Origin of the sequence: Comamonas odontotermitis (assembly GCF_014207855.1) — a bacterium.
Taxonomy (GTDB): domain Bacteria; phylum Pseudomonadota; class Gammaproteobacteria; order Burkholderiales; family Burkholderiaceae_C; genus Comamonas; species Comamonas odontotermitis_A.
Window position 1 is genome coordinate 103324 of the sequence record NZ_JACHKZ010000006.1, and the last position, 13617, is coordinate 116940.

General features: G+C 63.5%; 11 protein-coding genes. 7 read left to right on the forward strand and 4 right to left on the reverse strand.

Annotated elements, in window-relative coordinates:
- The first annotated feature begins 28 nt into the window (after window positions 1-28).
- Together HNP33_RS06860 and HNP33_RS06865 are read left to right on the forward strand one after the other, a co-directional pair.
- Complete coding sequence (locus HNP33_RS06860; RefSeq protein WP_224152577.1) at window positions 29-826, forward strand: segregation and condensation protein A; 798 nt, start codon at window positions 29-31, stop codon at window positions 824-826.
- A 93-nt stretch (window positions 827-919) separates the two neighbouring features.
- Window positions 920-1282: a 5-carboxymethyl-2-hydroxymuconate Delta-isomerase gene (locus HNP33_RS06865; protein ID WP_184706641.1), complete on the forward strand. Its 363-nt coding sequence runs from the start codon at window positions 920-922 to the stop codon at window positions 1280-1282.
- 69 nt (window positions 1283-1351) lie between these two features.
- Here HNP33_RS06865 and HNP33_RS06870 read toward each other — a convergent pair whose 3' ends face one another.
- Window positions 1352-3172, reverse strand: a complete 1821-nt coding sequence (locus tag HNP33_RS06870; protein ID WP_233464418.1) for a chorismate-binding protein — start codon at window positions 3170-3172, stop codon at window positions 1352-1354.
- 121 nt (window positions 3173-3293) lie between these two features.
- Here HNP33_RS06870 and HNP33_RS06875 point away from each other — a divergent pair, with 121 nt between their 5' ends.
- Together HNP33_RS06875 and HNP33_RS06880 are read left to right on the forward strand one after the other, a co-directional pair.
- A complete protein-coding gene (locus HNP33_RS06875; protein WP_325064915.1) occupies window positions 3294-3920 on the forward strand; it encodes a tRNA-uridine aminocarboxypropyltransferase in 627 nt (208 codons plus the stop codon).
- Between the two features lie 109 nt (window positions 3921-4029).
- Entirely contained in the window at window positions 4030-5559 is a 1530-nt protein-coding gene (locus HNP33_RS06880) for a M20/M25/M40 family metallo-hydrolase (protein ID WP_184706637.1), read from the forward strand.
- 112 nt (window positions 5560-5671) lie between these two features.
- On the opposite strand, the gene HNP33_RS06885 is transcribed toward HNP33_RS06880, so the two are convergent.
- On the reverse strand, window positions 5672-6724 hold the full coding sequence (locus HNP33_RS06885) for a purine-nucleoside phosphorylase (protein WP_184706635.1): 1053 nt from the start codon (window positions 6722-6724) through the stop codon (window positions 5672-5674).
- Between the two features lie 53 nt (window positions 6725-6777).
- The gene (locus HNP33_RS06890; RefSeq protein ID WP_233464424.1) at window positions 6778-7689 is read right to left on the reverse strand and encodes a LysR family transcriptional regulator; all 912 of its coding nucleotides are present in this window, start codon (window positions 7687-7689) and stop codon (window positions 6778-6780) included.
- A 263-nt stretch (window positions 7690-7952) separates the two neighbouring features.
- On the opposite strand from HNP33_RS06890, the gene lysA reads away from it, so the two are divergent.
- Together lysA and HNP33_RS21175 are read left to right on the forward strand one after the other, a co-directional pair.
- Window positions 7953-9215 carry a diaminopimelate decarboxylase gene (lysA, locus tag HNP33_RS06895; protein WP_184706631.1) on the forward strand — a complete coding sequence of 421 codons (1263 nt, stop codon included), beginning with the start codon at window positions 7953-7955 and terminating at the stop codon, window positions 9213-9215.
- A gap of 386 nt (window positions 9216-9601) precedes the next feature.
- A complete protein-coding gene (locus HNP33_RS21175) occupies window positions 9602-10807 on the forward strand; it encodes an IPTL-CTERM sorting domain-containing protein (protein ID WP_184706629.1) in 1206 nt (401 codons plus the stop codon).
- Window positions 10808-11014: 207 nt separating this feature from the next.
- On the opposite strand, the gene HNP33_RS06905 is transcribed toward HNP33_RS21175, so the two are convergent.
- Window positions 11015-12415, reverse strand: a complete 1401-nt coding sequence (locus HNP33_RS06905) for a M20/M25/M40 family metallo-hydrolase (RefSeq protein WP_184706627.1) — start codon at window positions 12413-12415, stop codon at window positions 11015-11017.
- A gap of 218 nt (window positions 12416-12633) precedes the next feature.
- On the opposite strand from HNP33_RS06905, the gene HNP33_RS06910 reads away from it, so the two are divergent.
- A complete protein-coding gene (locus tag HNP33_RS06910) occupies window positions 12634-13524 on the forward strand; it encodes an NAD(P)-dependent oxidoreductase (protein WP_184706625.1) in 891 nt (296 codons plus the stop codon).
- Window positions 13525-13617 lie beyond the last annotated feature (93 nt).

The window sequence follows — 13617 nt, forward strand, 5'->3', positions numbered from 1 at the left end:
GGCCGCCGCTGCGGCCGCTGCCAGTGCCATGCCCGAGGTGGTGGACCAGGTTGCCCTGGCACGCCTGTACGGTGAGCCGTTGTTTGCGCTGCCCACCGATCTGTACATTCCGCCCGATGCGCTGGAGGTCTTTCTGGAGGCCTTTGAAGGCCCGCTCGACCTGCTGCTGTACCTGATCCGCAAGCAGAATTTCAACATTCTTGACATTCCGATGGTGGGTGTCACGCGCCAGTACCTGAGCTATGTGGACGAGATCCGCAGCCGCAACCTGGAGCTGGCAGCCGAATACCTGCTGATGGCCGCGATGCTGATCGAGATCAAGTCTCGCATGTTGCTGCCCCCCAAGAAGCAGGAGGGCAGCGACGAGGCGGAAGACCCCCGCGCCGAGCTGGTGCGGCGCCTGCTGGAATACGAACAGATGAAACTGGCCGCCCAGGGCCTGGGCGCTGCCCCGCAGTACGGGCGCGATTTCATCAAGGCGCAGGTGTTCATCGAGCAGGCCCTGCAGCCGCGCTTTCCCGACGTACAGATCGACGAGCTGCAGGCAGCCTGGCGCGACATTCTCAAGCGCGCCAAGCTGGTGCAAAGCCACAAGATCACGCGCGAAGAATTGTCGGTGCGCGAATACATGAGCGCCATTCTCAAACGCCTGCAAGGCCGCCGCTTTGTCGAATTTGAAGACATCTTCGAGCCCGAAAAGGGAAGCACCGTGCTAGTAGTGACCTTCATCGCACTGCTGGAGCTGGCCAAAGAGACGTTGATCGAGATCACACAGGCGGAGGCCTTCGCGCCCATCTATGTGCGCCTGTCGTACACGCCGGTGTGAGCCGAGCGCCATTTATGCATCAAAACACCCTGTAGCGCTCACCACCAAAGCGCTGGCAGCCATGCTTTTTAAGCACATTACGGAGATACCACCATGCCCCATCTGATCGTTGAGTACAGCAGCAATCTGGAAGGCTTTCCAGAGGCGCATGCGCTCGATGCGCTCAATGCCACCATCATTGCCTCCGGCCAGGTGCAGTACGAGCAGGATCTGAAAAGCCGCACCATCCGTACCGAGCAGTTCGTCATCGGCAACGATCCGACCGCCCTGCGCGGCTTTGTGCATGCCGAGCTGCGCCTGCTGGCAGGCCGCACGCCCGAAGTGAAGCGCGACCTGTCCGAGCGCATCGCAGCCGTGCTGCGCGAGCTCACACCCCACCCCGAGGGCATGCTGGTGCAGTTGAGCGTCGATATTGTCGACATGGACCGTGCGGCCTATTACAAAGGCACGCTGTAAGCAGCCCTCTGCGCACACCTGCCAAGGCCGCTCAAGCGGCCTTTTTTGCACCCCATGGCAGAGCGGGCGCTACAAAGCAGGTGTGTCTCCCCCCACCTGCGCCGGAATCCAACCCCGCAGGCTGTTGATGAATGCCCAGGCCTCTACGCGCGGCACATCCACAAGGCGGATCACGCCTTCCTCCACACGGCCTGCATCCAGCGCCACAGCCCGCCCCACCCCCGGCAGCAGGCCGCAGTGCAGGGCGGGCGTGATCCAGCGCCCATCGATCAGCGCAGCGATGTTGCCACGTGTGGTTTCGGTGATCTCGCCCGCCTCGTTCCACAGCACGGTGTCAAACACCGCGCTGTCCTGCGGAGCCCAGCGTTCGTAGTGCGCGCGGCGGCTGGTCTTGAAGCGCACCCATTCACTGTGCGCCTCGGCCAGCGGAGCGCCTGCCCACTGCAGCTGCACCTGCGCGGCTGATGGAGGGCAGGCAAAGGCTTCGCAGCTGAAAACGCCCTGCGCACCCAGCAGCAGTCGCACCCGCCACAAACCTTGCGGATGGGCTTGCGCCACCGCTTGCAATGCAGCCTGCGCTTCTGCCAGGCTCCATGGATAGCCAAAGTGCGCGGCAGCCTCTGCCATGCGCTGCAGATGGCGCTCTCGGTGGCGCAGCTCACCTGCTTCCAGCGCCAGAGTCTCAATCAGATCAAATGCCATGCTGGCTCGCTCCAGAAAAGCCCGTTTGTGCCCCCACTCACGCCATTCGCCCTCTGCGGTGGCGTCTGCGGTGATGCCGCTGCCAATGCCGCATTGCAGTTGCCTGCCGCCGAGCACTACCGTGCGAATCGGAACATTGAACGTCGCGCGGATTCCGCCTGCGCCATCTGGGCGCACCACGCCCAGCGCGCCGCAGTACCACCCGCGCGGTCCGCTCTCCAGCTCGGCAATGGCCTGCATCGCCGCCCGCTTGGGCGCGCCGGTGACCGAGCCACAGGGAAAGAGCGCCGTGAACACATCCAGCAGGCGCGTTCCCGCTGGCAAGCGCGCCCGCACATCCGATGTCATCTGCCACACCGTAGGCAATGCCTGCAGGCCGAACAGCTGCGGCACCTGCACCGACCCCACTTCGGCCAAACGGCCCAGGTCGTTGCGCAACAGGTCGACAATCATCACATTCTCAGCCCGCTCCTTGATGGAACTGCGCAGCGCCTCGGCCTGCGCCGCATCCTGTGGCTGCGTCGCACCGCGCGGGGCCGTGCCCTTCATCGGCCGGGTCAGGATATCGCCCGCACCACTTGCTGGCCGGTGCCAGTCAAAGAACAATTCGGGCGATACCGACAGCACCTGCTCGCCCCCCATGTCGATGTGCAGGGCATAGCCGCCCGGCTGCGCGCGCTGCAAGGTGGCAAACAGCGCAGCGCCATCACAAGCTGCGTCGCTCTGGCCTTGCAACTGCTGCGTGTAGTTGATCTGGTAGTAGCGCCCGTCTGCAATGGCGCGGTGGATACCGGTGATGCGAGCATCAAACGCATCTCGCGCCAGCGGGTTGTGCCAATGCAACGATGGCAGCGGCGGCATAGATACCTGATTGTTGGGTGCCAGCGCCTCTTGTACGCCATCCGCGTCGCAAACGGCAAACCACGCAAGGGGCCCGGGCCCGGCGGGGGCTTGTGTGGGCAAGCGGGGATCCAGGGCGGAAGCTGCCTCGTAACGCAGGCCGCCGACACACCAGCAGTCAGCCAAAGCGGCCTGCTCTACTTCATGCAATACGGTGCGTAGCGAATCCGCATCGTGCGCGCTCAGCACCCGCAAAGGCGTGCGAAAGGCCGCCTGCAGGCGCTCTGCGTCGCCATACAGGGGCTGGCCCATATCGATCTGGGCAAAAAACGAAATGCTCTGGTCCATGGTGGCGCCAGCATAGCGGCGCAGCCATGTCCCTAGAGCGTGTTCATGGTCTGTGCACAGCGCAGCCCACACGCGCTTGCGTCACAATAGCGCTCCTTCTGTTCTCACCTCCCTCACCCGCGTGTCCACCCACCGTGCCGTTTGCCCCCAATGCCTGCGCCCCCAGAGTGCCTGCATCTGTGCACTGGCCCAACCGGTGCCGACAGATACGCAAGTGCTGATCCTGCAACACCCGCTGGAAGTGCACGAAGCCAAAGGTACGGCGCGCCTGCTGCATCTGAGCCTTCCTGCCAGCAGGCTGGTGGTGGCGGAAGCATTTGACGAGGCCGAGCTCCAGCGCTGGCTGCACCAGCCCTGGGACGCCAGCGATGCGCCGCGCCAGGCGGTACTGCTCTATCCGCAGACGCCCAGCGAGCCCGTTGCCAGCTTCTCCCCCGAAGACCCGCAGGCCCGGGCCACGCCATTGCGCCTGGTCGTCATCGACGGTACGTGGCGCAAAAGCCGCAAGATGCTGTATGCCAACCCAATGCTGGCCCAACTGCCGCGCCTGGCGCTGACCGATACGGGACCGGCGGCCTACACCATCCGAAAGGCGCAGCGGGAAGGACAACTGTCAACCATGGAGGCCGCAACGCATGCCCTGCAAGCACTGGAGGGCTGGCCTGCGCAGGCGTGGCAAGTCCAGGCACTGCAGCAGTCCTTTGCTGGGCTGATTGCGCAACACCAGCGGTTGCGGGCCCTGCACTGACTGGCGTGGCCTGCCTCCCACGCGACAAGCACAGCGCATATGCAAGCACGCACTCAGGGATACTGCGCCGCATAGCCCTCTGATTTCTCCCTGTTTCCGGAGCTTTTGCATGCAGTTTTCCACTTTCTCGCTGACCGCAGCCGCCTTGTGTACCGCAGGGCTCGCCCAGGCTGCCTCTCCGTCTATATCAGCCATACAACAGGCCAGCCACGCCAGTCTGCGCGAATGGATCGACGTGCTGGCGATACCCAATGATTCCAACGTGGCCGCCGATATCCAGAAGAACGCGGACTGGTTCAAGGCAGCACTGGAAAAGCGCGGCTTTACCGCCAAACTGCTGCCCAACCAGAGCAAGCCCATGGTGCTGGCTACGCTGCCACCAGTGCTGGGCGCCACCAAGACCGTGCTCTTCTATGCCCACATGGATGGCCAGGCCGTCACTCCCGCCGAATGGCAGCAGGAGAGCCCCTGGAAGCCCGTGCTCAAGGAGCGCCAGGCCGATGGCGCATGGAAGGAGATTGCGCTCGACCAGTTGTACAGCGCGCAGCCCAACCCCGAGTGGCGCGTTTTCGGCAGGTCGTCGTCAGACGACAAGGCCCCCATCATCATGCTGATGGCCGCACTGGATGCATTGAAGCAACAAGGCTTGCCCCCCGCCACCAATATCAAGATCCTGCTCGATTCGGAAGAGGAAAAAGGCTCGCCCACCCTCGGCCAGGTCATCCAGGAGCATCTGGCCGATCTGCAGGCCGACGCCCTGCTGGTGCTCGACGGCCCCATGCACGCCAGCAATCGCCCGACCCTGGTGTTTGGCAATCGCGGCATCGCGCAGGCCACGCTCACAGTCTACGGCCCCAGCCAGGACCTGCACAGCGGTCATTACGGCAACTACGCCGCCAACCCGGCGTTCACGATGGCACAGTTGCTCACCTCGATGAAGGCACCCGACGGCCGCGTATTGGTCAAGGGCTACTACGACGGCATCACACTGGATGCGCAGACCCAGGCCGTGATGAAGGCGGTTCCCGACGATGAAGCCGCGCTGCGCAAGCGCCTGGGCATTGCGCAGGCGGAAAAGGTGGGCAGCAACTACCAGGAGGCCATGCAGTACCCATCGCTCAATGTGCGCGGGCTGCAGATTGCCGATGTGGGTGCCAAGGCCCGCACAGTGGTGCCGGCGCAGGCCATTGCGGAACTCGACCTGCGCACCGTGCCCGAAACGCCACCTGAGCGCCTGCAGCAGTTGCTCAAGGCCCATATCGAAGCGCAGGGTTTTCAGCTGGTCGATGGCGAACCCACGGCTGCGCAGCGCGCGCAGTACCCCAAGCTGGCCAGCCTGAAGATGGGAGGCGTGTCCGCATCGTCCACCGCCGTGCGCACCGATCTGGGCGCGCCCATCGGCAACTGGCTGCGCCAGGGCATGCAGCAGGCTTGGGGCGAGACGCCCGTGCAGATCCGCATGATGGGCGGCACCGTTCCCACGGGCGCTGCAGTGCAGGCGCTGAAAGTGCCTTTTGTGATCGTGCCCATGGTCAATGCCGACAACAACCAGCACAGCAAGAACGAGAACATGCGTCTGGGCAATTATTTCGACGGCATCAAGAGCCTGACCTACATCCTGACCCAGCCCTGGCAGTAAGCCCGGGCAACCGGCTGACAACGGGCTGGCAACTGCCTGTCCATCAAAAAAGAGCCGCAGGTACTGCGGCTCTTTCCTCTTTTGGCGTGTGCTGCTGGGCAGCGCTGCCGGATCAGCGCTGCGCTGGCACGCCGTTTTGCCACTGCGGCCAGTTTTTCACCACGGTATCGACAAATGTGCTGCCCACCACCGCCACATTCGCCACGGTCTCGGCAAAGCCGCCAGCGGTCTCTCCCGGCTTGGGATCGAGGTGTGCCTGCGTGGTCTCCTTGGGATTGCCCTGGTCGAAGTTGACCGAGCCGCGCAGGCTCAGGATGCGGTCGGTGCCGTGCGTGCGCTTCAGCACCAGCGCAATCGCCGCAGCCTCCATCTCGGTGGCAACGTAGTCGTCTGCGCCGTACAGCTTGGCAATGTACTGGGCTTCCCTCGACAGACCGGGCCCGTGGAAGAAGGTGTCGCCCGTGATGTGCGTGCCGACATGCACGCTCGGCGCCTTGCGCGCTGCAGCATCTGGGTAGCGCATGCGGTAGCGTTGGGCCGATTCGCTGTCCTGCAATGGCACGGCGCGCGTCATTGCGTATGCCGCCTGTACCAGTGCTGGGTTGAGCGCAAAGCGGCGGTAGTCCTCGTAGCCCTTGCGCGGCACAAAGACCGGTGCGCCCGGCTGGCCCTCCTCGGGTGCCCAGCGGTGACCCAGGTCGTAATCGACCAGCCAGCTGCCCCAGGTCACATCGCCAATCGTGCCACGCGAAGGAGGCGTGCCCGCCACGCCGCTGATGACGTAGTAGGCCTTGTCAAAGTTGAACTGCGGGTTGAGCACGATCGCCTGCATCGATGCCGACGAGTTGACCTTGCCCATGCCCAGCACGCTGCCGCACACGCCATCGGTGTTGCAGTAGACCGGATTCAGCGCACCAGCCACGGCAATGGGCTGGGCATTGCGAAAGTAGCGCTCGTACCAGTGCTGGAACTCGCCCGCCCGATCGCCCGTGTTCTGACCGATCTCGAACATGGCCGCCACAAACACCTTGACCTGCACAGGCTGAGCCTGCTGGGCGGCGCTGGCTGCCTGGGATGGACGGTCTGTACTGGCGCAGCCTGCCAGCAAAACCGTGGCACAGGCCACGGCGGCCACCTGGGCCGAAGCGGTGAATCGAAAGCGCATGGACATCTCCAACGGGCAAATGCGCAGATTGTAGGGGCGCAAAGGCGCTGGGTTCAGGCTGACTCTGGCGCCATGGACTGCTTGAGCGCATCCACCAGCCACTCCACTTCCTGTACGGCAGCGCGGTGCAGCGGCAGCAGGGCCTGCAGCTCGAACGGAATCGAAAACGTCAGCGGCCGCACCACCATGCTGGCCCCGGCGGCACAGGCCCGCGCCGTGAGCGGATTGACGATGGCCACGCCCAGCCCTTGCTGCACCAGGGCGCAGACCGCAATGGCGCTGTGCGTCTCCAGCAGCATCTGGCGCGCCACCCCTGCATCGGCAAATACACGGTCGATCTGCATGCGGTAGGGATCGCCTTCGGCCAGGCTGACAAAGGGCTGGCCCGCAAAATCCTGCGGCTGCAGCCGTGACTTCTGGGCCAATGCGTGCCCAGCCGGTAGCACAGCCACTTCATCGACCGCAGGCAGCGCCACCATGCGCACGCCGGGCGGCACCTCGCCCTGCTCGGTCAGGCCCAGGTCGTAGCGCTGTGCAGCCATCCACTCCTGCAGGAGCGGTGCCTCCTGGGTGGCCACACTGACAGCGACTGGCCCATGCACAGCCTGCATGCGGGCCAATGCCAGGGGCAGCAGGGCGTGGCTGAGCGCAGGCATGCTGAGCACGCTGATGCGCGCGCCTTGCGGCCTGCCCAGCGCAGCAGCGCGCTCGATCACCCGATCCAACCCCTGCCATGAGCGCTGCACCTCGTCCCACAATGCCAGCGCGCGCGCCGTGGGCCGCAGGCGCCCATGCACGCGCTCGAACAGCGCGTAGCCCAGCAATTGCTCCAGCCGCGCCAGCTCACGGCTCACCGTGGGCTGTGATGTGAAGAGCAGGCCCGCAGCGCCCGTCACCCCGCCTGCCAGCATGATGGCGCGGAACACCTCGATGTGGCGATGCTGGATGCGTGGCGCCTCGGGCATGGAGCTGGCGGTATCGACGGAAGACTCGGCAGTGGAGTCCGCCTGGAAATGGCGAGGCATGATGAAGGCGGCGGTATTGAATCCATATCCATTATGAATGACTTATTGAAAAACAAGTATTCGACTGGATAGATGAGTGCAGGCACACTGCAACTTTCTGGCGCAAAGGCAAGGATCGTTGCGTTTCAGGCTTTCAAGAATCCTGGCTTTCAATGCTTATCCGTCGAGCGCCGAAAGCTCCCATTTCCAGAGCAAACAACATCATGAGCAACCCTTTCGCCCCCGATCTGCTGTGGCAACTGGCCGATGAGTTCGGCACGCCGCTGTGGGTGTATGACGCCACCACCATCCGCAACCGCATTGCCCAGCTTCAGGCGTTTGACACGGTGCGCTTTGCGCAAAAGGCCTGCTCCAACATCCACATCCTGCAGTTGATGCGCCAGCAGGGCGTGAAAGTGGATGCCGTCTCGCGCGGCGAAATCCTGCGCGCCATCGCGGCGGGCTTTCAGCCCGGTTTTGGCGAGCCTGCCGAGATCGTCTTTACCGCTGATGTGATGGACGAAGCCACGCTGGCAACCGTGGTGCAGCACCAGGTGCCCGTCAACGCAGGCTCCATCGACATGTTGCACCAGCTGGGCCAGGCCTCGCCAGGCCATGTGGTGTGGCTGCGCATCAACCCCGGCTTTGGCCATGGCCACAGCAACAAGACCAACACCGGTGGCGAACACAGCAAGCACGGTATCTGGCACACCGATCTGACCCTGGCGCTGACCGTGATCGCCGAGCGCGGCCTCCGGCTTGCGGGCCTGCACATGCACATCGGCTCGGGTGTGGACTACGGCCATCTGCAGGAAGTGTGTGGCGCCATGGTGCAACTGGTGGAGCGCACCAAGGCCGCAGGCCACGATCTGCAAGCCATTTCAGCAGGGGGCGGCCTCTCCATCCCCTACCGCGAAGGCGACGCCACCATCGACACCAGTCACTACTTTGGCCTGTGGGATGCCGCGCGCAAACAGGCCGAGGCCATTCTTGGCCACCACCTGGGGCTGGAGCTGGAACCTGGCCGCTTTCTGGTGGCCGAGTCGGGCGTGCTGCTGGGCACGGTGCGCGCCACCAAGAATGCGGGCAGTAACCACTTCGTGCTGGTCGACACCGGCTTCAACGAGCTGATGCGCCCCAGCATGTATGGCAGCTACCATGGCATGCATATCCAGCGCCGTGGCGTGGGCGTACTCCCCAACACAGGCAGCGGAGCGCGCGACGCCGTGGTGGCGGGCCCGCTGTGCGAATCGGGCGACGTGTTCACCCAGGGCGACGGCGGCGTGGTGCTGCCACGCTCGCTGGGAGACGCACAAGTGGGTGATCTGCTCGTCATCCACGACACCGGCGCGTACGGCGCCTCCATGTCCAGCAACTACAACACCCGCCCGCTGGCGGCCGAGGTGCTGGTCGATGGCGGCAACGCCCGCCTGATCCGCCGCCGCCAGACGGTAGATGAATTGCTGGCCCTGGAGCTGGGCTTATAAGGCAACCGGCCGGGTGCGGGCATGAACACCATGACCGTTCCCGGTGCCTGCGCGCCGGCAAACGGCCAATGGCCCCCAAAAAACTGCGCTATCCGGTTGCGCAGACATGCATTGATGCGTCCGTGTTCCGCCGCGCAGACGCGCCAAAATGAAGCATTTGTTTACATCCAACAAATGCACCGCTAGAATTTTCAATTGACAGCACACATGTGCATGTGCCCGAGGAAGCCCCGTTTGGCGCCTCCAGCCCACAAGTGGCAATTGATTGCAATTTATTGATTTTTCTATATCGATTATCGTATTTAATCGAGCGCTTCAATAACTGTAGATCGCCTGAGCGCGATCAAGTCGATGGGTCATACGTACTAGGTACGGCGGGAACTAGCATGAGTCACTTCTCTATTTTTGGCATTCGCTCCAACCGCATTGCGGTCTATGGCGCGTTGGCTTCGGCGTTGGGCATTGCCTCTGGCTCGTCGATTGCGGCCCCTTGCGTCAGCGGCGTTCCGTACACCACGGTGGGCGCCAACGATTGCCAGGTGCCTGCTGGCGTCACCTCCATCTCGGTCTCTGCCACGGGCGCTGGCGGTGGAGGCGGCGTAGGCAAGGCGGGGGCGGCGGGCGCAATCGTTACCGGAACCATTTCGGTCACCCCAGGAAGTAACCTACCGCTGTTTGTCGGAGGCGGAGGCAAGGGATTCAACGCAGGGGCCGGTGGCGGCGGCTCAAGCAATGTGAATGCAGACGCCATCGGCAACCAGGTCATCGCTGGCGGAGGCGGCGGCGGGAGTTCTCAATTTGGCGCAAACCCCACTCCGGGCCTCAGTGGTCCCGGGCCTGGTGCCGCAGGAAATGGCGGCCCTGGAGGAAATGGCAACTTTTTGGGTGGCGACGGGGTTGGTGGCGCTGGTGGGATTGGCAACGGGACGGGAGCAGGTGGCGTGAATCCCGTCAACAGCCAAGCTGGTGGTGGTGGTGGCGGATTCGGTGGCGGCATCTCATCGGGTGGCGGCGGCGGAAGAGGAGGAGGCAGCGTCTCTGCGGGAGCGAATATCTCCTTTGCGGTCGCATCCAATGGAGGAGCGCTTCAGACCAATGGCGGTGATGGATCCATCACCTTGACGTTCACACCCGCTCCCGCACCGCAAGCCAGTGTGGCCTGCACGCCTTCGGAGTTGACCGATGCAGCCAACCAGATCAGCACCTGCACCGTGACGCTCAGCCTGGCCTCTGCACAGGCCATGGATGTCAACCTGAATCTGCCGGCTGCAAGCCCGCGCTACAGCACAACCTGCGCTTCGCCCATCACCGTGGCGGCCAATGCAACTTCTGCCTCCTGCACCATCACTGCGACGGCCAACACGACGCCTGGCGATGGAGACGTCACTGCGCAGCTGTCCATTGCCGCGCCTACGCTTGCAGATGCCTACACCGTGTCGGGCTCGCCCGCACAAGTCGTTGTCAAAGACGATGACTCGCAAGCAGTGGCAGGGCCTACGCCTGTGCCGTCGCTGGGCGTATTGGGCCTGATCGCCCTGTCGTCTCTGCTTGCGATATTCGGTATTACACGCAGCCGCAGGCGTTCAGCTTGAGCAAGCGCCAGCCCTGTTCAGCTATTCGGCTATTCGGCTATTTAGCCCCATTGGCTGAGAACACCCTGTTTTGATGCCTTGCGCATGATAGAAGAGCGCCCGTAGCTATCAAAAACAAAGCAAAACAGCACCGCAAAGGTGCTGTTTTTGTTTGGGCCAAGCTGCAGCGCCGATGAAGGGCAGCAGGCAGTTCAGCCGGCAAATCCCTTACTTCGACAGTTCCTTGACCAACTGGTAGAGGAACTCGCGCCCGTCGTACAGGCGCGGAATCGCCACACGCTCGTCCAGGCCGTGGGCGCGGGCGTCGCTCGGCTCGGTAAAGATGCCTGAAACACCGTACATCGGAATGCCAGCATTGCGCATGAAGCGGCTGTCCGTGGCACCCGTGCTCATCACCGGCACCACGGGCACGCCCGGCCACATTTTTTCGGTCAGGCCCTCCACGGCCTTCATCACATCGGGACGCATGGGCGAAGCGGGGCTGCGCAGCGGCTGGTTGATCACCTTGAGCTTGACGCGATCGTTCTCGGCCAGCTTGCGCAGCTGTGCTTCCACCTCTGCCGGATCGTCGTGCGGCAGGATGCGGCAGTTGATAGTGGCGCGCGCGGCCTGCGGCAAGGCGTTGGCTGCGTGGCCACCGTTCACCTCGGTCGCCACGCAGGTCGTGCGCATGGTGGCGTTGTACAGCGGTGATGCCGACAGGCGCTGCACGGCCTCGGGCGAGGGGTTGCCGCCCGCTACGGCCTTCATGTCTTCGGCCTGCTGGCCCTGGGCAAAACCGACGCTGCGCGCAAAATAGGTCTTGGTCACGTCCGAGAGCTTGACGGGGAAGTGGTAATTGCCCAGCGCGGTCAGCGACGCGCTCATGGCATACACGGGGTTGGTGGCGGTGGGTACCGAACTGTGGCCGCCCTTGTCGGTGGCTTCAAGCTGGTAGGTGGCGTACATTTTTTCGGCCACCTGAATGCGGTTGAGCACGGGCTTGCCGTTTTCCAGCTGGCCGCCAGCGCCTTCGTTGATACCGTATTCGGCATCGATCAGCGGGCGCTGGTTGTTGACGAGCCAGAAAGCGCCGTTGCTGGGCACATCGCCCTGCTCTTCATCGGCAGTCAGGGTCAGCACGATGTCGCGGCTTGGGGTAAAGCCTTCGCGCTTGAGCTGGCCCAGGATCGAGACGAAGGCAGCAGCCATGGCCTTGTCGTCGGAGGAGCCGCGCGCGGTGAAGTAGCCATCGTCCTCCTTGAGCTTGAACGGATCGCTCTTCCAGTCTTCGCGCTTGGCCTCCACCACATCGATGTGCGCCATCAAAAGGAGCGGCTTGCCCTGGCCGCTGCCCTTGTACTTGACGACCAGGTTGCCCTTCTTGGGGAAGGGCTCGAAGATCTGCATATCCGCTGCGGCAATGCCGTCTTCTGCCAGGCGCTTTTGCATGGCCTGCGCCGCTTCGGTGTTGTTGCCCACCGAGTTGGTGGTGTTGATCTCCACCAACTCCTTGTAGATGGAGTAAAAGCGCTTTTGCTCGGGCGTTTTGGCGCCGACCTGGGCCTGGGCACCAGTGGCAAGCAAGGCGCAGGCAGCAACCGCGAGCGCACGTTTGGAAAAGGCCATGGGTTCTCTCCTTGGTATAGGTTGTGGTGACATGGGGCTGCGATTCCTCTTGGCATGGCAAGCTGCAAATCGACAGCATCACCATTGCATTCTGCGGATGGCAGCTGCCATTGCGTAGTGCAGCCCGTCACCTATTTGACTGGTGCCCTGCCTGCCACGGCGCCCCTGCACGGGCAATGCGCTACGCTGTGCGGCATTGAATGCATCTGGAGATTGGCATGGCTTCGCAAGCAACAACACCGACCGTTGGCCTGATCGGTGTGGGCCTCATGGGCCACGGCATTGCCCGCAATGTGGCAGCCAAAGGCTTTCCGCTGGTAGTGCTGGAGCACCCCGGCAACCAGCCGCTGACCGAACTGTTGCAGTTGGGCACCACCACCTGCCAGACGCCCGCAGAATTGGCGCGCCAGTGCGATGTGATCATTCTGTGCGTGACCGGATCGCCCCAGGTCGAAGCCGTGCTCACGGGAGATAAGGGCGTGCTGTCGGCCATCCGGCCCGGAGCCGTGGTGGTGGATTGCTCCACCGCCGTTCCTGCCTCCACGGTGCGCATGGCGCAGGCCGTGCAGGATGCGGGCGGCCAGTTCATCGACGCGCCGATGACCAAGACCTCCAAGGCCGCGCATGACGGCACCCTGAACCTGCTGGTAGGCGGAGACGCTGCCGTGCTGGCCAAGGTGCAGCCGGTGCTCGCAAGCTTCACCGAAAAAGTTACCCATGTCGGCGCCCTGGGCGACGGCCACCGCATGAAGCTGTTGCACAACTTTGTCTCGGTCGGCCAGATGACCTTGTTGGCCGAAGCCACTGCCTGCGCCCGCAAGGAAGGCGTAAACATGCAGGCCTTCTGCGATGTGCTGGCAGGCGGGGGCGGTGCAGGCGTGGCGCTGGAGCGCCTCAAATCCTTCATCCTGGCAGACGACCCCTCGGGCATTGCCTTCTCCATCTCCAACGCCGCCAAGGACCTGAGCTACTACGCCACGATGGCGCACGACGCCCGGGCCGCGAGCAAAGTGGCCGATGCCGCTTCTGCCACGCTCAAAGGCCAGGTGGAAGCCCAGCACGGCGACGCCATGCTGCCAGAGTTGATCGGGTTTCTGGCCCGGCAATGACATCGATGGATTAACAGAAAACTGGCCGCCAGCGCAGACTACAAGCGCGCAGCAACTCCGTTTTGCATAGCAAAACGCCCGCCATGTACATGG